This window comes from Variovorax paradoxus (assembly GCF_030811855.1).
Taxonomy (GTDB): Bacteria; Pseudomonadota; Gammaproteobacteria; order Burkholderiales; family Burkholderiaceae_C; genus Variovorax; species Variovorax paradoxus_L.
Genome location: NZ_JAUSRN010000013.1, coordinates 69509 through 93693, shown reverse-complemented (window position 1 = coordinate 93693; position 24185 = coordinate 69509). Strand labels below are relative to the sequence as shown.

Genomic DNA, 24185 nt, shown 5'->3' with positions numbered 1-24185 from the left:
GCCGCGAAACCTCAGCCTGCGCGGCCGCGCGCGATTTTCTTCGTTGTGGCTGCCGGCCTGGATTTCGGCTTGGGCTGGGGCCGCGCCTTGCCTGCAAGCCGGGACGCGGGCGCCTCGCGCGCCGATGTCATGTGCCCGCTCTCCGTGGTGGTCATGCCAACGATCTTCGCGAGCTGGCGGCTCACGCTCACGTAGGCGTGGCCGATGCGGCTGTCGAAATACAGCGAGTCGCCGCGCGCAAGGCGCACGACCTTGCCATTGTCGAAGTGCACCTCGATCTCGCCGGACAGCACGTAGGCGAATTCTTCGCCGGAGTGCCGCACGAAATCTTCCGGGCCATGGATGCGGCGCGCATGCACGGTGCCCACGATGGGACTCATCTGCTTGCCGGCCGCCGTGGTGCCGAGAAATTCATAGGCAATCGACAGCCCGCGGTACACCACGCCCTTTCCAGCGCGCGTGACGACCGGCCCGCCCAGTTGTTCGGGTTTGACGCCGGCGCCCGCGAACATGGCGTTCATGTCCATCTCCAACGCGCGGCCCAGCGCGGTGAAGTTCTCGTAGCCCAGCGCCAGCTGGCCGCGCTCGGCGCGGGAGATGGTGGTGATCGACACGCCCGAGCGCTCCGCCAGCTGTGCCAGTGTCCAGCCGAAACGCTTGCGCGCCGTGCGCAGGCGATGGCCGAAGGTGGTGCGGTCCAGCGTGGGCGCCTCGTCCTTCGGCTTTGTCCCCGGCTTGGTCCCAGTGTGTGGATTCACGCTTGGCTTTCTCTTGTAGTGCATTGCGATTCTGCCAGCCCGTTGCCGGTCCATCAGCGCAGACATGACCGACGAAGGCCCTGAATTTGCGTATAAGCAATTTGCGTTAACGCAAATTCCGCAATGCTGTTTTGCAGGCCTTCTATTGGCATCTTGTGGGGAATTTTGCGTATCCGCAAATTTTCACCTACACTTTCGCTGATGACTGCAAACTCTTCAGCGCCCACGGTGGCCGACTACCTCGTGATCGGCGGCGGCATTGCCGGGGCTTCCGTGGCCCATTGGCTCGCGCCTCACGCCCGCGTGATCCTGCTCGAACGCGAAGCCCAGCCGGGCTATCACTCCACGGGGCGCTCGGCCGCACTCTTCATGGAAAGCTATGGCACTGCGCAAGTGCGCGCCCTCACCATGGCAAGCCGCGCCTTTCTCGAGCATCCGCCCGAAGGCTTTTCCGAGCATCCGCTGCTCACGCCGCGCGGCGCGATGATGGTCGCGGGCAAGGAGCATCTGCCGGAGCTCGAAGCCCACTGGAACGTGCTGCGCGCCATGGACAGGGGCGCCGAGCGTCTCAGCGGTGAAGAAGCGATCAACAGGGTGCCCGTGCTGCGGCCCGACCAGGTGGCAGGCGCCGTCTACGAGCCAGACGCCGCCGACATGGACGTGCATGCCATCCACCAGGGCTATCTGCGCGGCATGCGGCAGGCCGGCGGCAAGCTGGTGTGCGATGCCGGTGTGACGGCCATCGAGCGCGTTGGCGATCACTGGCGCGTGACGGCTGGCGGCGCGGTCTATGAAGCGCCGGTGGTGCTCAACGCCGCGGGTGCCTGGGTGGACACCATCGCGCAGATGGCCGGCGTGCACCCCATCGGCATCGAGCCGCGCCGGCGCTCGGCTTTCATCTTCGCGCCACCCGAAGGCAGCAGCGTCGCGCACTGGCCCATGGTGTTCAGTGCCGACGAAGGCTGGTACATCAAGCCCGACGCGGGCATGCTGCTGGGCTCACCGGCCAATGCCGATCCGGTCGAACCGCAGGACGTGCAGCCCGAAGAGCTCGACATCGCCTTCGCAATCCACCGCATCGAAGAGGCGACCACCCTCGCGATCCGCCGGCCGACGCGCACCTGGGCGGGCCTGCGTTCCTTCGTGGCCGATGGCGACCTGGTGGGCGGCTTCGACCCGGACGCGCCGGGCTTCTTCTGGGTGGCGGCGCAGGGCGGCTACGGCATCCAGACGTCGGCGGCCATGGGCGAGGCCTGCGCAGCGTTGGCACGCGGACTGCCGCTGCCGGAGCGCATCGCGGGCTTCGGCCTTACGGCAGAAATGCTCGGCCCGCAGCGTCTGCGCGCAGCGGCTGCGGCCCAGGGCTGATCAAGAATCGGCTCAATCGGGCGCGTTCATCACCCGGTCGAATTCTTCGTCCGCGGGAACGTTGTCCGCGTCGAGTTCGCTGGCATCCGTCAGGTCGATGCCGGTTTCGTCCGACAGGTCGTCGGTGGCTTCGGATTCCGATTCGGACTCTTCGAAATCATCGACAGGCGAGTCGTCGTCATCCTCTGTCGATGGCGGAGCAGAACGCTTCTTGGCGTCGACGTTGTTCATGATCGGTTCCTCGGCGATGGCATGGGCGAGACATTCGTCATACCCCCAATGGTGCACCTCTTTCGGGTGCCGTGCGCCATTCCCCGGGCAGGTGTGGGTTTCGGAAAGTATCCATCCGGTGCCGGTCAGTCGGCCCATCAGTCCTTGTGCGCCGTGGCGCCTTCTTCGTGCGCATGGCCATGCTCTGCGTGGCCGTGTTCCGCATGGCCATGGTCGTGCTCGCCGTGGGCGAGCCGGCTCACCAGCGTGACGAGCGCAATGCCGACGATCAGCCATGCGATCTGCGCCGCGGTCTGCCGCGCGGGCAGTCGTTTCTGCAACTGGGGAATCAGGTCGGCCAGCGCCACGTAGACGAAGCTGCTGGCGGCCAGCACCAGGAAGTACGGCAACAGGCCGTGCAGCCGATCGACCAGCCACCACCCCACGATGCCGCCGAGCATGGTCATGGTGCCGGCCAGCGATACCTTGACCAGCGCCACACGCTGGTTGGCCGAACTCTGGCGCAGCACCACCAGGTCGCCGATGTGGTGAGGGATTTCGTGCGCAAGCACAGCAACGGCCGCGACCAGCCCGAGACGGATGTCCGCGATGAAGGCCGACGCGATCAGGATGCCATCGCCGAAGCAGTGCACGCTGTCGCCGGTGAGCACCGCCCAGCCGCCGCCCGCACGGGGTGCGTGGCCGTGGCTGTGATCGCCGTGATCGTGATGCGCATGGCCGTGGTCGTGATCATGCGCGCGCCCGGCCTCCTGCTGCCCCACCGGTCCCGGCAAAGCGTCGCCATGGTGATGCTCGTGTCCGTGGTGCCAAAGCTCAGCCTTGTCGAGCAAAAAGAAGAACACCAGGCCGAACAGCAGCACGCCGAACAGCATCGCGGGTTCGATGCGGCTCTCGAAGGCTTCGGGCAGCAGGTGCATGAAGGCCGTGGCGAGAAGCGCTCCCGCGGCCAGGCTGAGCAGGTGCTGCGAGTTCACGCCACCCGATCCGCTGCGCACGCCCACGCGCAGGAGCAAGGCGGCCAGCCACACGCTTCCGATGCCGGCGACCAGGGTGGCCAGGATGATCACTATCAAATTCATAGCTGCAATGTCGATGGGCATGGATGCCCGATACCGTTCATGAAAACAGAAAGGCCGTCACTGGGACGGCCTTCGGCGGTGGGTGGCTACAGGTCGTCGTCAGACGACGCCATTGGCTTTGAACCAGGCGGTGGCGCGCTGCCAGCCGTCTTCGGCCGCGCTCTTTACATAGCTCGGGCGGTAGTCGGCATGGAACGCGTGGCCTGCTTCGGGATACACGACGAAGCTCGAAGCCTTGGCAGCCGGGGTCCCATTTGCCAATGCAGCTTTCATCTTATCAATCGTGTCAAGGGGGATGCCCTGGTCTTTGCCGCCGTAAAGGCCGAGCACGGGCGCCTGCAGGTTGGCCGCAACGTCGACCGGGTGCCGCGGCGTGAGTTCGCTGGGCTGGCCCACCAGCCGGCCGTACCATGCCACTCCGGCCTTGACCTTGCCGGTGGCGGCATAGAGCCACACGAAGCGGCCGCCCCAGCAGAAGCCGGTGATGCCGGCCTTGGCCACGTTGCCGCCGTTGGCCGATGCATACGAAAGTGCGCCATCAAGGTCGGCAAGCACCTGCGCATCGGGCACCTTGCTCACGATGTCTGCCTGCAGCTTCGGGATGTCGGTGTAGCCGCGCGGATCGCCTTGCCGCGCATAGAGCTCCGGCGCAATGGCCAGATAGCCGAGCTGCGCGAAGCGGCGGCACGTGTCGGCGATGTATTCATGTACGCCAAAGATTTCCTGGATCACCAGGATCACCGGCAGACCCGTCTTGCCCGCGGGCGCGGCCGCATAGGCCGGCACCTCGAAACCGTTGACGGTGTACTTGATCGGCCCGGCCTTCAGGCCTTCGGCCGTGGTGCTCATCGCGGTCTGCGCCATGACCGGCATGACGGCGGCCGCATAGCCCACGCCGATGGCGGCCTTGAGTGCGGTGCGCCGCGTGGCGCCCTGTTCTGTGCTCTCGCCGGGGCGAAGCGAATCGAAATCGGAACGGCTGTCGTCGCGAAGGGACATAAGTAGGGGCTCCAGTTGAATCGTCGAACAAAGGGGCATGCGATGCGCCGAAACGCACGCCGCAATGTAGGCGAAATCGGCACGGCCTGTTCATGCGCAAGGCCGATGCCCTGCAAGCCGCGCTAGGCCAGATAAGCGCGCCGGGCCAACGCGGTGGCCAGCACCTGCGCCGGGTCGACGAGGCTCAGCCCGGCCACCGCGGCTGAACCCTGCAGCCCGAGCGGCACCTCGGTGCATCCCATGATGATGGTGACGGGCCCGTGGCGTTCGGCGAGCCGCAGCGCCACATCGGAAAAACATTCTTCGGCAAGCCGCATGTTGCCCGCCTTCACACCATCGAAGATGCCGCGCGTGATGATGCGGCGTTCGTCCGCCAGCGGCACATGGCAGTCCAGCCCCGCCTCAGCCAGCGCCTGCTCGTAGAGCCGGACCCGGTAGGTGCCTTCGGTAGCCATCAGCGCCACGTTGCCCGCACCCTGCGCCGCAAGATGCTGCGCCACCTCGCGCGCCATGTGCAGCAGCTCGACCTGCGGAAAACGTTCCTGCAGCCGGTCGTGCCAGGCATGCGCGGTGTTGCAGGCAATGGCCACCGCCCGGCTCCCCAATGCGGCAAGACGCCCCAGCGCTTGCAGCATCGGCTCGAGCGGCTGGTGCGCGCCGTTCTCGGCCGAGCCCAGTGCGTCGGTGCGATCAGGCACCGGCACCTGCGCCAGCCAGTGCTCGGGAAAAGACTGGTCCCGCACCGGCTCCCCGCGGGAGCGCATCTGCTGGGCGCAGGCCTGCACGAAGAGCCGGACGAAGTCGGCCCCCGCCGCAGGGCCCATGCCGCCCAGAATGCCGACTACGTTCGTGGAAACCATTGCGTATTGCGGGTCAGGTCGCGGGTTTGTCCGAAGGCGTCTTGATGTTGTCCTTGAGCTGCTGGCTCATAGGCAGATTCAGCGGCACGTTCTTCGGCGGGATGGGGGACATGAACCATTTGGTGTAGAGCTTCTCGAACTCGCCGCTCTTCATCATGCCGATGAAGGTGTCGTCTACCAGCTTTTTGAAGGCCGGATCGTCCTTGGGCAGCATGCAGGCATAGGGCTCGACCTGAAGTGCTTCGCCCACCACCTCGTAGTCGGCCGGGTTCTTTGCGTTGGCGATCAGGCCATACAGCAGAATGTCGTCCATGGCAAAGGCCACGGCGCGGTCGCTTTCCACGAGCAGGAAAGCATCGGCGTGGTCCTTGCCGAGCACGATGTCCATGTCGAGGTTCTTCTCGGTGTTGTACTTGCGCATGACCAGCGCATTGGTGGTGCCGGTGGTGCTGGCCACCGTCTTCTTGGCCAGGTCGGCGTAGTCCTTGATCTTGGAAGACTTCTTCACTAGCAGGCGCGTGCCTGTGTAGAAATGGTTGATGGCAAAGGCCACGTCCTTGCCGCGCGCACTGTTGTTGGTGGTGGAGCCGCACTCCAGGTCCACGGTGCCGTTGGTGATCAACGGAATGCGGTTCTGCGAGGTGACGGGCATCAGCTGCACCTGCAGGTTGGGCTTGTTGAGCTTCTTCTTCACCGCCTCGACCACGGCGTTGGAGAGTTCGACCGAGAAGCCGATCGGCTTGTTGGGGCCGTCCAGGTAGCTGAAGGGCACCGACGACTCGCGGTAGGCGAGCGTGATCTTGCCGGACTCGGCAATCTTGGCCAGCGTGTCGGCGGCCTGTACGCTGGTGGCGGAGAGCAGCACCACCGCGGCGGCGGCCATCAATGCGGAGAGTTTCATGCGAGCCTTCTTCAGAGGGGTTGAACAGAACGGCCAGTGTAAGAAGGAGTGACACAGGCCGACAATTCCAATTGAACCCTAGGTCATACCCAAAGGTTATGGGCTGCAGGGCATGCGGTTTGGCTATGGGCCACGGCGCTTTTGGCATTTCCGGCCGGCGCGGCGCGCCCCTACAGTCGACGCTGTCCCTTCTTCACCCCCGGAAAGTTGCCTCATGCATGTGTGTGTGCTCGGTGCCGGCATCGTGGGCCTGGCCACCGCCTGGCAACTCGAACGCCTGGGCCATCAGGTCACGGTGATCGACCGCGCGGCCCCCGGTGCGGGCGCGAGCGGCGGCAACGGCGCACAGCTGAGCTACTCGTACGTGCAGCCCCTGGCCGATCCGTCGATCTGGCGCCAGCTGCCCAAGCTGCTGCTCTCGCCCTCCTCGCCGCTCAAGCTGCGGCCCCAGCTCGATCCGCTGCAGTGGCGATGGGGCCTGGCCTTCCTGGCGGCGTGCAATGCACGGACCTCCCGCAACACCACGGCGCAGCTGCTCGACCTGGCCGCGCTGAGCCGCACCGTATTCGAAACGATGCAGGCCGACGTCGCGCCCGACTGCGATTTTTCCGCCACCGGCAAGCTGGTGCTCTATTCGAGCGCAGCATCGCTCGAAGGCGCCCGCGCGCAGCTGGAGCTCCAGCGCACCATGGGGAGCGAGCAGCGCATCGTGTCGCCCGACGAGTGCGTCGCCATCGAACCCGCGCTCGCCGACTATCGCAGCCAGATGGCCGGCGCGGTCTACACGCCGAGCGAGTGCGCGGCCGACTGTCTCAAGGTTTGCGCCGAATTGATGCGCGTGCTCAGCGGACGCGGCGTGCGCTTTCTGCTTGGTGCCGACGTGCACGGCTTTGCCCGCGGTGAAGGCAAGGTAGCTGCCGTGAAAACGAGCATTGGAGACGTCGAGGCCGATGCCTTCGTCATGGCATTGGGATCGGCGTCGCACAAGCTCGGACGCGCCGTGGGCGCCTATCTGCCGGTGTATCCGCTCAAGGGCTACAGCATCACGGTGGACGTCGATCCTTCTCCGGGCGCCGCCCCCCGCGTGAACGTGACGGACAGCGCGCGCAAGGTGGTGTTCGCGCGCATCGGCTCGCGGCTTCGCGTGGCCGGCATGGCGGAACTGGTGGGGCACGACGCAAGCATTCCGGCCACCCGCATCGAGACGCTGGCCGCTGCCACGCGCGCCCTCTTTCCGCATGCGAGCCGCCTAGAAGAATTGCACCCGTGGACCGGCATGCGACCGGCCACCCCCAAGGGCCTGCCGATCATCGGACGCCTGCCGCGAGCCCCGTCGAACATGCTGTTCAACACCGGCCATGGCGCACTGGGCTTCACGCTGGCCTTTGGCTCCGCGCGGCGCATTGCCGAGGCGCTGGAATCCGCAAGCTCCTGAGCGACAGCTCAGCGTCAGGCCGCCTGCTCTATCGCCTCGCGCATGCAGCGCGTGATGCCGCGCACCGCCACTGAGTCAGGCTTGCCCGCAAACCGCAGCGCGCGCACCGGCACCGGAATGTGCGGCTCCAGCGCCAGCACGTCGACCTTGCTGCTGTCCGCTGAACGGGCCGTGCAGCCATCGACCAGCGCCACGCCCAGCCCGTGGTGCGCCATCGACAGCGCCGCGTGATAGGTCTGCACCGTGACCACCGCCTGTTGGAAACCCACGCCCGCCTGACGGCAGGCTTGGCTCAGGCTGGTGCCCACCGGGTCGCGGCTGTCGAGCCCGATGACCGGCCGGTCGACCAGGTCATGCAGCGCCACCGATCCGTTGCGCACCAGCGCGCGCGGCAGCATTCCCTTGGGCGCGATACACACCATCCGCGTGTCGGCCAACGTTTCCTGCGTGAGCGAGGGATGCACCGCGGGGCTGAAGACAAAGCCCACGTCGGCCTCCTGCAGCAGCAGCGCCGACATGATCTGCGGCGAGTGCAGAGATTCGACGGTGATCGCATAGCCCGGATGCTTTTCGCGGAAGGCCTTGAGCGCGCGCGGCAGCACCTCGTAGCTCAGCGCCAGCACGCTCAGGATGCGCAGCTCGCCGGTGTCGCTGCCCGCGCGCAGGTTGGCGGCAAGGCGCTGCACCTCGTCGAGCTGCGCAAACAGCCGCTCGATGTGCGGATACAGCGTGAGCGCCTCGGTGGTCGGCGTGAGCCGGCCCTTGGCACGCTGGAACAGCGGAAAGCCCAACTGCAGCTCGGCATGCTGCAAGGTGCGGCTCACCGCCGGCTGCGTGATGTTGATGAGCCGCGCCGCCGCGCTCACGCTGCCCGTGAGCATGATGGCGTTGAAGACCTCGATGTGGCGCAGGCGCATGGCCGGGTCAGTTGCCAGGGAGCTTGTTGCGGGAGAGATCCATCACCATGCGGGTTGCAAGATAGAGCCTCGGCTCGATGGAGTCGACCAGCACGTATTCGGCGTCGGCCGAATGCGCGCCAAAGCCCTGCAGGCCAAAGCGCTCGACCACCGGCGCCTTGGTCTTGAGCGCGGCAAAGGCGGCATCGGTGCCGCCGCCGGCCACCGCGTCGTCCGCGCCCAGCGGCTTGCCGAGCTCGTCCTTGTAGATTTGCTGCGCGTGCTTGGCCAGCGCGCGCGAGGCATCGGTGGCCTCGAGCGGCGGACGGCGGCGCTCGAACTTCATCTCGACCTTGGCCTCCGGAATCAGCTGCTTCTTCACGCGCTCCTGCACCTGCTGCTCGATGCGGTCGTAGTCGCTCACCTTGAGCACGCGCACGTCGGCGCCCGCGGCGGCGCTGGCTGGAATCACGTTGCGGTTGCTGCCCGACTTCGAAATGGTCCAGTTCATCTTGAGCCCCGTGGCCGGGTCGGACAGGTCGCGCATCTGCAGGATCTGGTGCGAGAGCTCGTAGAGCGCGTTCACGCCCTGCTCCGGTGCCGAACCCGCATGCGAGGCCTTGCCCGTGACGTTCAGCGTGACCGAGGCAATGCCCGCAGTGGCGAGCGAGAGCTTGTCTTCCTTGACCGATGAGCCCTCGAACGACAGCACCGCGTCGTGCTCTCCGCCCAGCCGCGTGATGAGCGTGCGCGAACCCGGCGAGCTGATTTCCTCGTCGCCGTTGATCAGCACGGTGAGCGTGCCGTAATCCTTGAACTTGAGTGCCTGCAGCATCGCGACCGTGTGCGTGATGACCGCGACGCCCTGCTTGTCGTCGGCAATGCCCAGGCCGTAGGCCTTGTCGCCTTCGACGCGGAACGGCTGCTTGTTGAGCATGCCCACGGTGTAGACCGTGTCCATGTGCGCGATGAGCATGATCTTCTTCTTGCCCGTGCCCTTGAAGGTGGCGCGCACGACACGGCCGATCTTCTCGGGGGTGTCTTCCATGCGGTAGGCATCGGCGCTCGGATCGATGAGCTCGACCTCGCCTCCCATGGCCTTGAACTTGGCGGCAATGAGGTCGGAGATTTTCTCCAGGCCTTCAAGATCGCGGCTGCCGGATTCGATCGAGACCAGCTCCTTCAGCGTTTCGAGAAGCGCGGGCTTTTCCTTGGCGGCGAGCGTGGCGATGCGCGCATCGGGCGCGGCAAAAGCGCTGCCGAGCCATGCGGCGCAGACGGCGGCGAGCAGGAAGTTGCGAGGCTGGATATTCATGGGCTTGTTCTTCCTTCTTGGTCGGACGGGGGGTCAGTGCGCCTTGTCCCAGTTGGGACCGATACCGATCTCGGCCAAGAGCGGCACCTTGAGTTCGGCCACGCTGGCCATCAGGCGCGGAATTTCGGTGCGCACCCACTCGACCTCGGCCTCGGGCACTTCGAACACAAGTTCGTCGTGCACCTGCATGATCATCTTGGTGGCGCGATTCTCGTCGTCAAGCACGTTCTGTACCTTGATCATGCTCAGCTTGATCAGGTCGGCTGCCGTGCCTTGCATCGGAGCATTGATGGCCGCGCGCTCGGCACCGCCGCGGCGCGGACCGTTCGGTGAGTTGATCTCGGGCAGGTACAGGCGCCGTCCGAACACGGTCTCGACATAGCCCTTTTCTTTTGCGAGCGCCTTGGTCTCGTCCATGTACGCCTTTACGCCCGGGTAGCGCGCGAAGTAGCGCTCGATGTAGGAGGCAGCGGCCTTGGTCTCGATGCCCAGGTTGCGCGCGAGGCCGAAGCTGCTCATGCCGTAGATGAGCCCGAAGTTGATCACCTTCGCATAGCGGCGCTGCTCGCTCGACACCTGGTCGGGCGTGGAGCCGAACACTTCGGCCGCGGTGGCGCGGTGCACGTCGATGCCTTCGCGGAAGGCACGCAGCAGCGACTCGTCGCCGCTGATGTGCGCCATGATGCGCAGCTCGATCTGCGAGTAGTCGGCGCTCGCAATCACGCTGCCGGGCGGCGCAATGAAGGCTTCGCGCACACGGCGCCCCTCGGGCGTGCGGATCGGAATGTTCTGCAGGTTGGGGTCGTTGCTCGACAGACGGCCCGTGACCGCCACCGCCTGCGCATAGTGCGTGTGGACGCGGCCGGTGCGCGGATTGGCCAGCTGGCCGAGCTTGTCGGTGTAGGTGCCCTTGAGCTTGGACAGGCCGCGGTGCTCCAGGATCTTGGCCGGCAGCGGGAAATCCTCCGCCAGTTTTTCGAGCACTTCTTCGTCCGTGCTCGGTGCGCCGCTCGGCGTCTTCTTGACCACCGGCAGGCCCAGTTTGGTGAAGAACACCTCGCCGATCTGCTTGGGCGACCCCAGGTTGAACGGCTGGCCGGCCAGCTCGTAGGCCTCCTGCTCGAGCGCCATGATGCGCGTGCCGAGTTCGTGGCTTTGCGCCGCGAGCGTGGGCGCGTCGATCATCACGCCGTTGCGTTCGACGCGATAGAGCGCCTCGCTCGAATCCATCTCGAGCTGGTAGATGAAGCGCAGCTTCTCGTCGCGCTCGATCTGCGGCCACAGCGCCAGGTGGACGTCGAGCGTCTGGTCGCTGTCCTCGCACGAATACTCGGCTGCCTTGGCGATCTCGACCTGGCTGAACGGGATCTGGTGCGCGCCCTTGCCGCACAGGTCTTCGTACGAGATGCCGCTGCGGCCCAGGTGCCGTTCGGCCAGGCTTGCCAGGCCGTGCGGCCGGTGCGCCTCGAGCACGTAGCTCTGCAGCATGGTGTCGTGCGCATAGCCCTGCACCTCGATGCCGTGGTTGGCAAACACGTGGCGGTCGTACTTGATGTGTTGGCCGAGCTTTTTCTTCTCGGGGTTTTCGAGCCAGGGCTTGAGCTTGGCCAGCACTTCGTCGATGGGCAGCTGGGCGGGCGCGTCGGCGTAGTTGTGCGCAAGCGGAATGTAAGCCGCTGCGCCGGGCTCGACGCTGAAGCTCAGGCCGACGATCTGCGCGACCATTTCATCGAGCGAAGTGGTCTCGGTGTCGATGGCGGCCAGCTCGGCGGCCTCGATCTTCGCGAGCCAGGCGTCGAACTGCTCCCAGGTCGTGAGGGTCTCGTATTCCAGGTTGCTCGCGGGAGATGCTGCCTCGATCGCGCCGAGATTGGTCGAGTCGTCGAACAAGCCCGCCTGGTCGCTGCTCGCCGCGCCGCCGCGGGCCAGCTGCTTCTTGATGTTTTCCTCGATCAGCTCGGGCGGCACTTCCATGGCTTCGAGCGACTTGACCAGGCTCTTGAAGCCGAACTTCTCGTAGAAGGGCTTGAGCTCGGCGGTGTTCGGCGCACCGACCGGCAGGCCTTCGAGCGAGGGCAGGCCGGTGACGTGTTCGGCCAGATTGCAGTCGGTGCGGATAGTGACGAGATTCTTGCTCAAGGGCAGCTTGTCGAGTGCCTTGCGCAGGTTCTCGCCAGCCTGGCCTTTCACCTCGGCGGCGCGTTCGATCAGCGCGTCGAGCGAACCGTATTCGAGCAGCCATTTGGCTGCTGTCTTCGGGCCGACCTTCTCGACGCCGGGCACATTGTCGACCGCATCGCCAACCAGCGTCTGGTAGTCAATCATCAAATTGGGCGGCACGCCGAATTCAGCCGTCACCCCCGCCACGTCGCGCCGCTTGCCGTTCATGGTGTCGATGATCGTGATGTGCTCGTCCACCAGCTGACTCAGGTCCTTGTCGCCACTGGAGACGATGACCTCGACGCCCTGCTGCGCCGCCGTTCTGGCCAGCGTGCCGATCACGTCGTCGGCCTCGACGTCGGGCACGCAGAGTACCGGCCAACCCATCAGCTTCACCACCTCGAGGATGGGTTCGATCTGGCTGCGCAGATCGTCGGGCATGGGCGAGCGGTTGGCCTTGTATTCGGGGTACAGGTCGTCGCGGAAGGTCTTGCCCGGCGCGTCGAAGATGCAGGCCGCGTAGTCGGCGCGGACCTCGCGGCGCAGCGCGGTCATCATGTTGATCATTCCGCGGATGGCGCCTGTCGCGGGGCTTTTCGGATCGCCGGGCACGGCCCGAAGGTCGGGCATGGCATGGAAGGCGCGGTAAAGATAGCTCGAGCCATCGACGAGCAGCAGCGTTTTCTTGTCGGTCATCGGGCCCATTTTGCCGTGCCCGGACCGAGCTCCCGAACCACGCCGGCAAGCGCCGCCCGCCGACACGCCAGAGGCGGGCCGGAGCCTACAATCCTTGCATGCCTAGCCCCACACTCCTGGTCGCCCGCCGCATCCTGCTGGCGCTGGCCTTTGCCGCCCCTTTTGCCGCCGTCCAGGCGCAACCCGCGCCCGCCGGAGCCTCTGCGCCGCCCGCACCGCTACAAAATCAGGAGCAGCAGGCCGAAGGACGCCGCAACCAGAAGGTCGAGCACATCCACACGGAAGACAGCGGCGCCTCGGTCGACGAGGTGCGCTACGGTGGCCGCACGCAGAGCATCAACGTGAAGCCCAAGGCCAACGTGCCGGGCTACGAAGTGCGGCCGAACGATCCAGGCGCGCGAACGGGTTCCGGCGAGGCCAACTCGAACGGCAACGGCGCCCGGGTCTGGAACGTGATGAAGTTCTGACCGTGCCGCGCATTCAATCCGCAGCGACACGCTGAGCACCGCCATGGCAGTTTTTACCGAAGTCGATTTCGGCGAGGCCGACGCGCTCGTGCAGCGCCTGGGCTTGGGTCCCCTTCGCGAGCTTCGCGGCATCGAAGGTGGCATCGAGAACACGAATTACTTCGCGACCACCGAGAGCGGCGAGTTCGTGCTGACGCTGTTCGAGCGCCTGGGCGCCGAGCAGCTTCCCTACTACCTTTGTCTCATGAAGTACCTGGCGGGCCGCGGCCTGCCGGTGCCGGAGCCCGTTGCCGATCCGGCCATCCAGCCGCCTTCGGGCCATGCACTGACCGTTCCCGCCAATGCCCCGTGCGAACTGCTGCTCAAGGTGGCAGGCAAGCCGGCCGCGCTGGTGCAGCGGCTCTCGGGCCGAAGCGAGCTCGCACCGGGCGCCGCCCATTGCACCGAGCTGGGCGCCCTGCTGGCGCGCATGCACATCGCTGCGCGTGACTTTCCGCGCATCCAGCCCAACCTGCGCGGGCTGGCGTGGTGGAACGACACCGTGACGGTGGTGCTGCCCTACGTGGACGAATCGCAGGCCGGGCTGCTGCGCGCCGAACTGGCCTACCAGAACCACGTGGCCGAGTCGTCAGCTTATGCGGCGCTGCCGCGCGGGCCGGTGCATGCCGACATGTTCCGCGACAACGTGATGTTCGCCACCGGCGAAAACGCCGGCGCGGCACCCCGCCTGACCGGCGTGTTCGACTTCTACTTTGCGGGCACCGACACCTGGCTGTTCGATCTGGCCGTGTGCCTGAACGACTGGGCCATCGACCTTGCGACCGGACAGCACGACGCTGAACGCGCCGACGCGCTGCTGTCGGCCTACGAAAACGTGCGCCCGCTGAACGCCGCCGAGCGCGCCCTGCTGCCCGCCATGCTGCGCGCCGCGGCGCTGCGCTTCTGGATTTCGCGCCTCTGGGACTTCCACCTGCCGCGCGAAGCCAGCATGCTGAAGCCGCACGACCCGGCGCACTTCGAGCGCGTGCTGCGCGAGCGCGCCGCCCATCCGCACGCCATGGCGCAGTCGCTCGAACCGCTGGCCGCCTGACCTCAAAAAATGAAACTCCACCTCGTGCCGGCGCGAACCGGCGCTGAATGGGTCCGCCTCGGGCTCAAGACTTTCTGGCGGCAGCCGCTCGCCTTCATCTCGCTCTTCTTCCTGCTGATGGCGCTGATCTCGACGGTGTCGCTGCTGCCGCTCGTCGGCAGCGTGCTGGCGCCGGTGCTGCTGCCCTTCATGACGCTGGGCCTGATGGTGGCCACGTCGGTGGCGTACACCGACAACGCCGAAGGCATTGGCACCGAAGGGCACGCCCAGCGCCCAACGGGCTCTGCCATGTTCGTTGCCGTGGCCGGCGCCATGCGCGCCGAGTGGCGCTCGCTGGTCAAACTCGGCGTGATCTCCGCGCTGTATTTCGTGGTGGCCGTGCTGCTGACCACGTTCGTCGACGGCGGCCAGCTTGCCAAGGCCTACCTGCTCGACGAGGCGCTGACGCCCGAGGTGATGGCGAGTAGCGACTTCCAGGTGGCACGCATGCTCCTGATGTGCCTGAATCTGCCGCTCTCGCTCGCCATGTGGCATGCGCCTGCGCTGGTGCACTGGCACCGCGTGGAGCCGGTGAAGAGCGTGTTCTTCAGCGTGGTCGCGCTGTTTCGCAACTTTGGCGCCTATGCGCTGTTCGGCCTGGCGTGGCTCGGCGTGTTCCTCATCGCCGGCATCGGCATCGGCCTGATCGCCACCGTGGTGATCGGTTTTGGCGCGGTGGGCGGCGGTGCCGGCGCGGCGGCCATCGGCAATGTGCTGATCGTCGGCATGGCGCTGGTGCTCGCGGCCATGTCGATGAGCTCGACCTGGTTCACCTTCCGCGACAGCTTCGATCCGAACTGAAGGCGCCGCGGCCGACGGTCAATCGGCCAGCGCCCGGTCCTTGCGCAGGCTCGCGAAAAGCGACCAAGCCATGCCGGCCAGCAGCAGCAGGCCCACAAACAGCGCGCCCCACAGCCACCATTTTCGGAAGGGGTCGGGCTGCACTGGAACGGGCAATTGCGCGGCTGCAGCCACCACCGCTTCGACGGCGGCCACCGGCGCCGGTGGCAGGGTGACGGAGGCTTCTCCGGCCGCCACGGGCTTGCTGGGCGAATAGCCCGGCAACAGCGTGGCCAGCGGCAGCGCGGCCCCCGGAGAACTGCCTTGAACCACATTGTTTTCGGGCGCCGCATTCCAGGTCAGTGAGAACGGCGCGGCACCCTGCGCCAGGAAAACCAGCGTGCGCGGCGTGGCGCCCACCGTAATCGTCGGCGGCGTGGGGCCCAGCACGCTTACCGGGCCTGCCGTGCGCAGCCGCAGGTGCGAATAGCTCCTGCCGTCGAGCGCCAGCAACGGCGAACGCGCTTCGCCGGCCCCTTGCGCAAGGCGGTACACCACCGTGTCGAGCAGCGGCACTTCACCGGGGCTGCTTGCAGCAGGCGCCGGCCGGCGTTGCTGGTGCCGCAGTGCATACAGCGGATTGCGTGGAACGTATGCGGGCTCGGCTGCCGCCGGCGTGGCCACAAGCAGGCCCGAGATGCCGACCTGCGCCAGCGTGTTGACGTCGGCCAGGTCGACACGAAGGCTTTCCACCGGAAGGCCGCGCGGCAGCGCGTAGTCGCAATGGTCGGTGCCGCAACGCTCGGGCTTGAGCGCGCCCGTCCATTGGAGCGGTGCCACGGGCTCGACCTCTTGGACGCTGTCGATGGCAACACCGGTCAGCGGCGCGCCGTTTTGCGGGTCGCTCCAGCGCAGGCGCAGGAAGCGCGCATGCACACCGCCCAGGTCGATCGCGAGGCGCTCGATAGTCTGGCCGGCGTGCGCCAGCCGCACCAGCTGCTCTTCGCCGCCGACCGGCCGCCAATGCCGCAGGTCGTCGCTGGCTTCGAGCCTGAAGGCGAACAGGCCGCGCGCTGCCGGCGCCACGTCGAAGCGCGCCTGCAGCAGGCCGCCTTTAAGCTGACTCGCATCGATCAGCCACTGCGCCGCTTCGCCCGGCTTGCGCGCCGGCTTGCCGGCCAGGGCCAGCGAACCGTCGGGCCGCACCTTGAAGCCCAGCGATGCATCCTCGGCCGAGTCGGCGGTGCCCGGAGCAATCGCCGGCAACGCGAAGATCGGCACCTCCTTGGACGTGAAATGCGGCGCGGCGGCCTCGTTGCGCAGCCACGCATAGGGGACGGGGTTGCCGGCGGAATTGCGCACACGCAGATCCCGCAGATCGCCGTATGCAGCATGGGCGTAGACGCCGAGCGGCAGCGCGAGCCGGTAGTAGGGGCCGTTGCCTTGCAAGGCGATGGGCGCCGTCGCGGTGGTCGGGGGCTGCGCCCCGGCCAGACCGAGCCAACCCACGGCCACAATCGCGGCCAGACGAACGCACACCGTGCGGCGCAATGCCTTCACACCCTGCTTCACGCGACACCTCCTTCGGGCAACACATCTTTCTCCATTTCCTTGCGCGTTGGCGGCACCGGGGCGAAATAGCCCACCAGCAGCAGCAATGCACCCACCGCAATGAACGACACGATGCGGAACAACCCGCCTCGGTCTGCCAATTCGACGAAGAACAATTTCAGCACCACAACGCCGAGCAGCGCGGCACCGCCGACCCAGAGCGTGCGCACCCCGCGTCCGTGGCCCAGCACCATTGCGACCACGCCGCAGACCGCCCAGGTGATGGAGAGCGCCGCCTGCGTGAGCCACGAGGCGTAGAGCGCGTCGAAGCGCCACTCGACGCCCGCATAGTGGTGGCAGCTTCGCAGCACCATGCCGGTCAGCAGCGCGAGGCCGGTTAGGCCGAGCACGCCCTTCGCAACCATGGGCTGCACCCGCGCGAACGATGCCTCTGGCAAGGCACGCCACCAGAGCACCAGCGCGAAGAGCACCAGCCATTGCGCAAGCTCCAGCGGATTCAGCAGCGGCACGTAGGGTAGCGGCGACGCATTGCCGGGACTGGTGGCATTGGTGACCCAGACCCATGCAAGCAGGTAGGCCGCCACCGGCATGGCCGCGACTTCGAGGTACGTGGTGCGGTACTCGGAAACCGGCCAACGCTGCAGCAACGCGCGCGAACGCAGCATCCACAGCGCAACCGCCGGCACGATGGCCCAGCCCAGCAGTTGCCAGCTCGACCATTCCGCGCCCACGCGCCCGAGCTGCCATTGGCATTCGCGCGCTGCCAGCAGCACGAAGAACCAGAAGCCCGCCACATGCAAGGGCGCCAGTGCCGACGGTGCCAGCCAGCGCTTCTGCGCATGCAGGAGCCGCAGGTGCCAAAGCAGCGCGAGCGGCCAGGCGATCCAGCCCAGCGCGCTCGATGGAACGTACACCCCCGGCGCCGCCAACGCAGAGCCATGGGCGGCAATCAGCACCATGCCCGGCAAGGTGGCCAGGGTGGCACGCCCCAGCTGCGGCCAGCCGCGCCGGTGCGCGACGACCGCCGAGAGGACAGAGGTCACGAGCACGATCGCCATGGCAGCCGCGGCCACATGGCCGGCCAGCCCGTTGCGGCGCAGCACCTCGCCGGATTCATCCAGCCAGGCGAAAAGCCACCAGGCCAAGCCCCAGATCACGGGCGCCCACAGCACGACCGGAGTGGCGCACCAGTCATTGATCCAGCGCATGCGCTTGGCCGTGGTGGTGCCTTCGGTGGCGCGCCGCCATGCCTCGCCGCTGATCCAGGCGCCGGCCAGCAAGGCCGCGAGCCCCAGCACCACCGGCGTCCAGAAACCCAAGTGCGCAAATGCCGGCGGCGGATTGTTGCCGTAATAGATCCAGATCTGGCGAAAGGCATAGAGCAACGCCGAAATGACCTGCAGTACGCCCGCCAGCCCCGCGAGCGGCTTGTGCGCCATGCGCAGCGCCACCCAGAGCACGACCGTGGCCGTGAGCGGCCACAGCAACGCAGCTTGCGCAAGGCTCACCTGGAACAGCATCGCGAGATGCAGCAGGCTCACACCGGCGATCACTGCGACGGCATTGCCCGCTGACCACACCGGCTGGATGCCGCGTGCCAATGCGGCGCGGTGCGCCTGCAGCATCGACCAGGCGGCGCTGCCGAGCAGGCTGAGCGCGATCAGGCTCGCCGCCACTGCGCCCTGCCAGCCGGCTGCAAGCACCTCGTTGTTGGCACGGACATCGGCGACGCGATGCAGCGTGGTGATGAAACCAGCGACCGACAGCGCCTGCATTCCATATGTCACGAAGGTCAGCAGCCGCAGCTTGAAGCGCACCGCGACGGCAAAGGTGGCAGAGGCCAGCACCGCGGTTGCAGCCGACGCCCACGGCGGCGTGAACCACTGCCACAACAGCAGCGTGAGCGCGCCCATGCCGAGCCACGGCAACGCCGTGCCCACCAGCGCTTCCCAGCCGTTGCCCTCGTCCAGCTTCGCGCGGCGGTGAATGGTCCACATCGCAAAGGCGCTCACCGCCACCAGCAGCGGGCCGATCACCGAGCCCTGCAGCAGCGGATGTCCCGCGGCGGCGTCGAGCTCTGTGGCTTCGAGCAGCTTCCACACCGCGCCGGCAAACACCAGGAAAGAGAAGGCACGCGCATACACGCGCCCCTGCCGCGCACCCAGCCAGTACATGCCAGCCGCTTCAACGGCCCAGGCCGCACCCGTCCATCGGCCTTCGAAGCCGAGCGGAATGGCGAGCGTGCCGAAGATCACGCCAACGATCGCGTAGGCCTCCGCCAGGAGCGCCAGGCCCTTCGGCTGCGTGGCAAAAACCAGCCGGCCCAGCGCCAGGTAGAAGGCCGCGAGCGCCATCGCCGAGAAAGCGGCGCCGTATTCCCACGGCTGCATCAGCAGCACCTGCATGCCGAACGCGACCATGGGCGTGCCGAATACCAGCGAGCTGTCGACTCGGCCGGCGCGGCGCAAGGTGTCGAGTGCCCGTGCGGCCAGTGGCTGTGCGGGCTGCACGGGCGCATCGAACAACGTACGGCGCGCAAACAGCAGGCCGATGGTCACGAACAGCAGGAAGAACACCAGGAGGAAGGGCTGCACGATGCCGTATTGGTCATCGGTGTAGTACTTGTGCGCCCAGCCCGCGGCCAGCGTGAAAGTGCCGACGAAGCCGATCAGGTTCAGCACACGCCATGCCTTGAACCAGGCGACCAGCACGATGCCGACGTCGAGCACCAGCAGATAGGTGAAGAGCCCCACCGGCCGGTTCTGGCCCGTGGACGCAAGTACCGGCGCCGCAAATCCCTCGAGCACCGCCACGATGGCCAGTGCTGGCGCGTTCTGCAGCACCGCCAACACCGCGCTCAACGCGGCCACGCCGAACAGGAAAACGAAGCCCGCGGTCGGCGGGAGCAGTTCGTGCACCTTCATGGCAGCCAGCGTCGTCAGGTAGAAGACGCCGATGCCGGCGCCCTGCAGGATCAGCGCGTAGCCGGTGCGCTTGCGGCGCAGAAACCAGCCCAGCGCCAGCAGTCCCGCGCCCACGAGCGCGACCGCCGCATAGCGCAGCTCGACCGGCACGGTGACGCGCTCGGCCGTATAGCGCAGCAGGAAGGCAAGCCCGAGGAACAGGATCAGCACACCGAGCTTCACCAGCATGTTGCCGCCGAAGATCAGGTTGGCGATCGGCGCCGGCAGGCGGTCGCGGAGCGGAATCGCTGGGGGTGGTGGCGGAGGCGGCGGGCGCCGGGGCGGCGCGGGCACTGCCATGGGTGGCTTGGCGGCCACGGGTGCGGCGGGCTCGGGAAGAGTCTTCGAGGCTGCGGGGCTTCCGGCCGGCAAAGGAACGTGCGCTGCAGCCGCAGCAGCCGCTGCCGCAGCAGCCGCTGCCGCCGGACGCGCGATGGGCGTGGGTACAGGTAAAGGTACCGGTATAGGTAGAGGCTGCGCGGCCTGAACCTCTGGCCTGGCCGGCGCAGGCACAGGTACAGCCAAAGGCATGGGTTCGTTCGCAGTACCGGCCGCGCCTTGCCCCAGCCGCTGTTCGAGCAAGCTCACGCGCTGTTCGAGTTCGGCGACGCGCTGCTGCAGCTTCAGCATGCCACCGGCCGGGGCATTGGTGGGAGCGTTGGTGGAAGACGGCGCCGCGCTTTCAGCCTCGGTGCGTGCAGGCTGGGCCGGGGCTTTCTTGCCTACGATCTTCGGCAAGGCAAATGCGCCGACCACCGCCAGGATCAGCGCTGCCGGAAGCGACTCTGCCAGGGCCCCTATGAAGAGCCCGGCAATCATTCCAAGGAACCACATCCCAACTCCCCTTATTTTTGGCGAGCAAGGAGTGTACGGGCGATTGCCTCTCCAAGAAGCGTCTGAAACGCCCGTGGTTATTACGGCCTAAGCTATTTGTTTAATAGCAAAATTGCCCACGGCATGGCAGCGCTCACACGGGTGTGAGCTTGGCGACCGACAGCGCGAGCCACTTCACGCCGTGCCGCGCGAACTTGACTTGCGCGCGCGCATCGTCTCCCGCGCCCTCCAGCGACAGAACCGTGCCTTCGCCGAACTTGTTGTGGAACACCTGCATGCCCGAGCGCAGGCCGTGCGATGGCGCGGTTTTCTGCGGCGGCACCGGCGGGCTCGCAAAGGTGTCCTTGTTGCCGCCGTAGCTGCTGCCGCCGCCGCTGTAGCCGCCACCGCCGCCGCGCGTGCTCGCATAGCCGCCGCCATAGCCGAAAGCCGAGGGCGTGAAGGCCTGGTTTTTCGGCGTGAGCCACTTGAGCGCGCCTTCGGGCAGTTCTTCGAAGAAGCGGCTCTTCACGTTGTAGCGGGTCTGGCCGTGCAGCATGCGGGTTTGCGAATGGCTCAGGTACAGGCGCTTGCGCGCCCGCGTGATTGCCACATACATCAGGCGGCGCTCTTCCTCGAGGCTTTCGAAATCGCTCATCGAGTTCTCGTGCGGGAACAGGCCCTCTTCCATGCCGGTGATGAACACGCAGTCGAACTCCAGGCCCTTGGCGGCGTGAACGGTCATCAACTGCACCGCGTCCTGCCCGGCCTGCGCCTGGTTGTCGCCCGACTCGAGTGCGGCATGCGTGAGAAAGGCGGCCAGCGGGCTCAGTGTTTCGCCTGTCTCGGCATCGGGCGCGAGCGGCTCGTCCATCAGCGGACGGTTCGGGTCGATGCCTTGGCTCGCAAGCGACTGGCGCAGTTCGTCGATGGGCAGCGCCACCGCATCGCGGCCGAAGCCTTCCTGCGTGACGAAGCTCTCGGCCGCGTTCACCAGTTCTTCCAGATTCTCGATCCGGTCGGCGCCTTCGCGGTCGGCCTTGTAGTGCTCGACGAGGCCGCTGTGGTCGAGCACCAGCTCGATGATCTCGCGCAGGCTCACGCCCTGCGTCTGCTCGCGCAGTACGTCGATCTTGGCAACGAAGCCCGTGAGGTTGGCACCGGCCTTGCCGCCGACGACGCTCACCGCATCGTGCAGCGAGCGCCCCGCCGCGCGCGCCGCGTCCTGAAGTTGCTCCAGCGTGCGCGCGCCAATGCCTCGCGGCGGAAAATTGACTACGCGCAGAAAGCTGGTGTCGTCGTCCTTGTTCTCGAGCAGGCGCAAATAGGCCAGCGCGTGCTTGATTTCGGCACGCTCGAAGAAGCGCAGCCCGCCGTACACGCGGTAGGGTACCGAGGCATTGAAGAGTGCCGTTTCGATCACCCGGCTCTGCGCATTGCTGCGGTAGAGCACGGCCATTTCCTTGCGGTCGAAGCCGTCGCGCACGAGCTGGCGCATTTCCTCGACCATCCACTGCGCCTCAGCCAGGTCGGTGGGCGATTCATACACACGCACCGGCTCGCCCGGGCCCTGGTCGGTGCGCAGGTTCTTGCCCAGCCGCTTCTTGTTATGGCTGATGAGCTCGTTGGCGGAGTCGAGGATGTTGCTGTAACTGCGGTAGTTCTGCTCCAGCTTGATCTGGTGCTGCACGTCGAACTCGCGCACGAAGTCAGCCATGTTGCCCACGCGCGCGCCGCGAAAGGCGTAGATGCTCTGGTCGTCGTCGCCCACGGCAATCACGCTGCTCTGGCCTGGCGTGAACTGGCCGGCCGCGGTGACCCCCGAGAGCATCTTGATCCATGCGTACTGCAGGCGGTTGGTGTCCTGGAACTCGTCGATCAGGATGTGGCGGAAGCGCCGCTGGTAGTGCTCGCGCACCGGGTCGTTGTCGCGCAGCAGTTCGTAGCTGCGCAGCATGAGCTCGCCAAAATCGACCACGCCTTCACGCTGGCACTGCTCCTCGTAGAGCTGGTACAGCTCGACCTTCTTGCGGTCGTCCTCGGTGCGGATCTCCACGTCTTTGGGGCGCAGGCCGTCTTCCTTGGCGCCGGCAATGAACCACTGCGTCTGCTTGGCCGGAAAGCGTTCGTCGTCAACGTTGAACTGCTTCATGAGCCGCTTGATGGCCGAGAGCTGGTCTTGCGTGTCGAGAATCTGGAAGGTGGAAGGCAGGTTGGCCAGCTTCCAGTGCGCGCGCAAAAGGCGGTTGCACAGGCCGTGGAAGGTGCCGATCCACATGCCGCGCACGTTGACGGGCAGCATCGCCGTCAGCCGAGTCATCATTTCCTTGGCGGCCTTGTTGGTGAAGGTCACTGCCAAAATGCCCCCGGCGGAGACCTGGCCGGTCTGCAGCAGCCAGGCGATGCGGGTGGTCAGCACGCGCGTCTTGCCCGAGCCGGCACCGGCCAGGATGAGTGCATTGCCCGCAGGCAGGGTGACCGCGGCGCGCTGCTCCGGGTTCAGGTTCTGCAGCAGAGGCAGTTCCGAGGGGGTGGCATCAGCCGCAGGTTCGTTAAACAACATCCGTCGATTGTAGAAACCAACCCGTATGCGGGTTATACGAAGAACCGGAAGACCCGCCCCGGGCAGACTGCGTAAAATCAATCACCGGGCCCAAGTTTCTTGCGTCCGGTTTTTTGTGCCCGTTTCATTTCTGAAAACGGCGCGGGAACCGGCCGGACCAAGCGCTCATTCGTTTTCCTCAACGATTCCTTCCAGGAGCCTGGTCATGCAGATTTTCGATTACGACAACATCCTTTTGCTGCCGCGCAAGTGCCGCGTGGAGAGCCGATCGGAGTGCGACGCCAGCGTGACGCTGGGCGCACGCAGCTTCCGCCTGCCGGTGGTGCCGGCCAACATGAAAACGGTGGTCGACGAGCCGATCTGCCTCTGGCTGGCGCAGAACGGCTATTTCTACGTGATGCACCGCTTCGATCTGGACAACGTGAAGTTCGTCAGGGAGATGCACGGCAAGGGCGTGTTCGCCTCGATTTCGCTGGGCGTGAAGAAGCCCGATTACGACACCGTCGACCAGCTGGCGGCCGAGGGCCTGGTGCCCGAATACATCACCATCGACATTGCGCACGGCCACGCCGACAGCGTGAAGAACATGATCGGCTACCTGAAGCAGAAGCTGCCGGCTTCCTTCGTGATTGCCGGCAACGTGGGCACGCCCGAAGCGGTGATCGATCTGGAAAACTGGGGCGCGGACGCCACCAAGGTCGGCATTGGCCCGGGCAAGGTCTGCATCACCAAGCTCAAGACCGGCTTCGGCACCGGCGGCTGGCAGCTCAGTGCGCTCAAGTGGTGTGCACGCGTGGCCACCAAGCCGATCATTGCCGACGGCGGTATTCGCGACCATGGCGACATTGCCAAGAGCGTGCGCTTCGGCGCCTCGATGGTGATGATCGGCTCGCTCTTCGCGGGGCACGAGGAGTCGCCGGGCCGCACGGTCGAAGTCGACGGCACGCTCTTCAAGGAGTACTACGGCTCCGCCAGCGACTTCAACAAGGGCGAATACAAGCACGTCGAGGGCAAGCGCATCCTGGAGCCGATCAAGGGCAAGCTGGCCGACACGCTGGTCGAGATGGAGCAGGACGTGCAGAGCTCCATCAGCTACGCGGGCGGCCGCACGCTGATGGACATCCGCAAGGTCAACTACGTCACGCTGGGCGGCGACAACGCGGGCGAACACTTGCTGATGTAGGCGGCCCTTCGGCCGGC

18 protein-coding genes are annotated in these 24185 nt (G+C 66.4%); 6 read left to right on the top strand and 12 right to left on the bottom strand.

All coding sequences use genetic code 11. The annotated features are described in order from the left end of the window. Positions 1-11: 11 nt before the first annotated feature. Positions 12-758: a helix-turn-helix domain-containing protein gene (locus J2X92_RS22340; protein ID WP_373424870.1), complete on the bottom strand. Its 747-nt coding sequence runs from the start codon at positions 756-758 to the stop codon at positions 12-14. A gap of 201 nt (positions 759-959) precedes the next feature. On the opposite strand from J2X92_RS22340, the gene J2X92_RS22335 reads away from it, so the two are divergent. Further along, positions 960-2126 (top strand): NAD(P)/FAD-dependent oxidoreductase, encoded by a 1167-nt coding sequence (locus J2X92_RS22335; RefSeq protein WP_307578832.1) that lies wholly within the window; start codon positions 960-962, stop codon positions 2124-2126. 12 nt (positions 2127-2138) lie between these two features. On the opposite strand, the gene J2X92_RS22330 is transcribed toward J2X92_RS22335, so the two are convergent. The 5 genes from J2X92_RS22330 to J2X92_RS22310 all read right to left on the bottom strand — a co-directional run bounded on the left by J2X92_RS22330 (position 2139) and on the right by J2X92_RS22310 (position 6196). Then, positions 2139-2495 carry a hypothetical protein gene (locus tag J2X92_RS22330; protein WP_307578831.1) on the bottom strand — a complete coding sequence of 119 codons (357 nt, stop codon included), beginning with the start codon at positions 2493-2495 and terminating at the stop codon, positions 2139-2141. Further along, entirely contained in the window at positions 2495-3436 is a 942-nt protein-coding gene (locus J2X92_RS22325; RefSeq protein WP_307578829.1) for a ZIP family metal transporter, read from the bottom strand. Before J2X92_RS22325 ends, J2X92_RS22330 begins: the two co-directional genes overlap by 1 nt. 99 nt (positions 3437-3535) lie before the next feature. Next, complete coding sequence (locus tag J2X92_RS22320; protein ID WP_307578827.1) at positions 3536-4435, bottom strand: dienelactone hydrolase family protein; 900 nt, start codon at positions 4433-4435, stop codon at positions 3536-3538. Between the two features lie 122 nt (positions 4436-4557). Further along, positions 4558-5295 (bottom strand): aspartate/glutamate racemase family protein, encoded by a 738-nt coding sequence (locus J2X92_RS22315; RefSeq protein WP_307578825.1) that lies wholly within the window; start codon positions 5293-5295, stop codon positions 4558-4560. 13 nt (positions 5296-5308) lie between these two features. Next, a complete protein-coding gene (locus J2X92_RS22310) occupies positions 5309-6196 on the bottom strand; it encodes a transporter substrate-binding domain-containing protein (protein WP_307578823.1) in 888 nt (295 codons plus the stop codon). A gap of 214 nt (positions 6197-6410) precedes the next feature. Between J2X92_RS22310 and J2X92_RS22305 the strand changes: the two genes are divergently transcribed. Then, the gene (locus J2X92_RS22305) at positions 6411-7631 is read left to right on the top strand and encodes a D-amino acid dehydrogenase (RefSeq protein WP_307578821.1); all 1221 of its coding nucleotides are present in this window, start codon (positions 6411-6413) and stop codon (positions 7629-7631) included. Between the two features lie 14 nt (positions 7632-7645). On the opposite strand, the gene J2X92_RS22300 is transcribed toward J2X92_RS22305, so the two are convergent. The 3 genes from J2X92_RS22300 to polA are packed head-to-tail and all read right to left on the bottom strand — an operon-like array spanning position 7646 to position 12698. Beyond that, the gene (locus tag J2X92_RS22300) at positions 7646-8548 is read right to left on the bottom strand and encodes a LysR family transcriptional regulator (RefSeq protein ID WP_307578819.1); all 903 of its coding nucleotides are present in this window, start codon (positions 8546-8548) and stop codon (positions 7646-7648) included. A 7-nt stretch (positions 8549-8555) separates the two neighbouring features. Then, a complete protein-coding gene (locus J2X92_RS22295) occupies positions 8556-9842 on the bottom strand; it encodes a M20/M25/M40 family metallo-hydrolase (protein WP_307578817.1) in 1287 nt (428 codons plus the stop codon). A 33-nt stretch (positions 9843-9875) separates the two neighbouring features. Next, entirely contained in the window at positions 9876-12698 is a 2823-nt protein-coding gene (polA, locus tag J2X92_RS22290) for a DNA polymerase I (protein ID WP_307578814.1), read from the bottom strand. A 98-nt stretch (positions 12699-12796) separates the two neighbouring features. Here polA and J2X92_RS22285 point away from each other — a divergent pair, with 98 nt between their 5' ends. Genes J2X92_RS22285 through J2X92_RS22275 form a run of 3 tightly spaced genes read left to right on the top strand, consistent with a single transcriptional unit; the run spans position 12797 to position 15095 of the window. Further along, positions 12797-13165: a hypothetical protein gene (locus tag J2X92_RS22285; RefSeq protein WP_055799377.1), complete on the top strand. Its 369-nt coding sequence runs from the start codon at positions 12797-12799 to the stop codon at positions 13163-13165. 43 nt (positions 13166-13208) lie between these two features. Beyond that, complete coding sequence (locus J2X92_RS22280; protein WP_307578811.1) at positions 13209-14255, top strand: homoserine kinase; 1047 nt, start codon at positions 13209-13211, stop codon at positions 14253-14255. A 9-nt stretch (positions 14256-14264) separates the two neighbouring features. Further along, positions 14265-15095 carry a BPSS1780 family membrane protein gene (locus tag J2X92_RS22275; RefSeq protein WP_307578809.1) on the top strand — a complete coding sequence of 277 codons (831 nt, stop codon included), beginning with the start codon at positions 14265-14267 and terminating at the stop codon, positions 15093-15095. An 18-nt stretch (positions 15096-15113) separates the two neighbouring features. Here the strand turns inward: J2X92_RS22275 and J2X92_RS22270 are convergent, their stop codons facing one another. From J2X92_RS22270 to J2X92_RS22260, 3 genes are all read right to left on the bottom strand, one after another. After that, the gene (locus J2X92_RS22270; protein WP_307578806.1) at positions 15114-16646 is read right to left on the bottom strand and encodes a DUF3999 domain-containing protein; all 1533 of its coding nucleotides are present in this window, start codon (positions 16644-16646) and stop codon (positions 15114-15116) included. Continuing rightward, complete coding sequence (locus tag J2X92_RS22265) at positions 16643-20443, bottom strand: DUF2339 domain-containing protein (RefSeq protein ID WP_307578804.1); 3801 nt, start codon at positions 20441-20443, stop codon at positions 16643-16645. The genes J2X92_RS22270 and J2X92_RS22265 overlap by 4 nt, the downstream gene beginning before the upstream one ends. A gap of 133 nt (positions 20444-20576) precedes the next feature. Next, a complete protein-coding gene (locus J2X92_RS22260; RefSeq protein ID WP_307578802.1) occupies positions 20577-22985 on the bottom strand; it encodes a UvrD-helicase domain-containing protein in 2409 nt (802 codons plus the stop codon). Between the two features lie 205 nt (positions 22986-23190). Between J2X92_RS22260 and J2X92_RS22255 the strand changes: the two genes are divergently transcribed. Beyond that, positions 23191-24168 (top strand): GMP reductase, encoded by a 978-nt coding sequence (locus J2X92_RS22255; protein ID WP_055799393.1) that lies wholly within the window; start codon positions 23191-23193, stop codon positions 24166-24168. Positions 24169-24185 lie beyond the last annotated feature (17 nt).